Source organism: Salipiger sp. (genome assembly GCF_059781815.1).
Genome location: NZ_JBYNAH010000324.1, coordinates 2,480 through 3,769 on the forward strand (window position 1 = coordinate 2,480; position 1,290 = coordinate 3,769).

Annotated in this window: 1 pseudogene; it reads right to left on the reverse strand. The window is 62.3% G+C overall.

Features of this window, described 5'->3' with window-relative positions:
• Nucleotides 1-683, reverse strand: a pseudogene (locus AC6RA4_RS23920) (vitamin B12-dependent ribonucleotide reductase); the annotation flags it as partial.
• Between the last annotated feature and the right edge of the window lie 607 nt (nt 684-1,290).

The window sequence follows — 1,290 nt, forward strand, 5'->3', positions numbered from 1 at the left end:
GCGCCCACCTCCTGCTGCAGCGCCATCCAGCCAAGGCGCGCCTCGCGCACCCAGAGATCCATGATGCCGCCATCGCCGACGAGGTCGTCGGTGACGGACTGGATGAAGCAGGCATGCGGCTGCGGGTGCTCGTAGGCCGATTTCGACTTGGTCAGCTTGCCGGTCTTGTGATCGACATAATAGTGGCCCTGCCCCGGACCATCGATGCCATAGGCCCAGTGCAGGCCGGTGTTGAACCATTGCGGGCTGTTGGGCGCCGCGGTCTGGCTCGCCAGCATGTGGCGCATCTCGTCGTAATAGGCCTGCGCGTCCTCCTCGGAGGTGAAATAGCCGCCCTTCCAGCCCCAGTAGGCCCAGGCGCCGGCGAGACGGTCGAAGACCTGCTTGGCCGAGGTCTCACCGCCGCGGGGCGCATCCTTGTCGGCCGGCACCGAGCGCCAGAGGAACTCGGGCACGTCCTTCTCGGCGACCTTTTTCAGCGCCGACGGCACACCGGCCTTGCGGAAGTACTTCTGCGCGATGACGTCGGAGGCCACCTGGCTCCACTTCGCGGGCACTTCGAGTTCGTCCAGCTTGAAGACCGTTGAGCCGTCGGGATTGCGGATTTCCGAGGTCGTGGTGACGAACTCGATCCCCGCGTATGCGTCCTGGCCGGCCTGCGTGTACTTTCTTTCGATCTTCATCGCTGTTCTGCCCTCAGCTGCTCAAACCTTCTGCCGGTCAGCAGAGACAGCCCCATCGGCCAGCGACGGAAGCAAATCCGTCCCTGCCGTGCCACTCTGTCAAACTGCTGGCTCGGTCTGTCCCCGCCGGTGACCACTATATGTTGTGATCTCGCGCCCGGCCCCCACAAACTGACGCAACTGACCGGAATGGGTCAACGGGTTTTTTGGCGCCATGCACATATATTTTGCGTTGCATGCCGACGCTCACACAAGGGCTATGGGTTGTTCCGAAGTCATCCACATCCCGGGCCAAAACCGCCTCGAGCCGCTGGATAAGGAAAATCGGTGCCTTCTTGGCGACTTATCCACAGCTGTTGAGAACTGCCCTGAGCATATCTCGCAGAACAGCATGACATTCCTGCAACAGCGCCGTTTCGAGGAACGGCCCCGGCAAGGTGCCAAAAAACCGGGCACGACACCGGAGCGGTGCGCACGATTCCGCGATTGGAGCGGCAAAGCCCCGGAATCACGCGGGAATGAAGAGGGTGTGGAGAGAGTGGTCGGGGCGGCGAGATTCGAACTCACGACCTTCTGTACCCAAAACAGACGCGCTACCAGGCTGCGC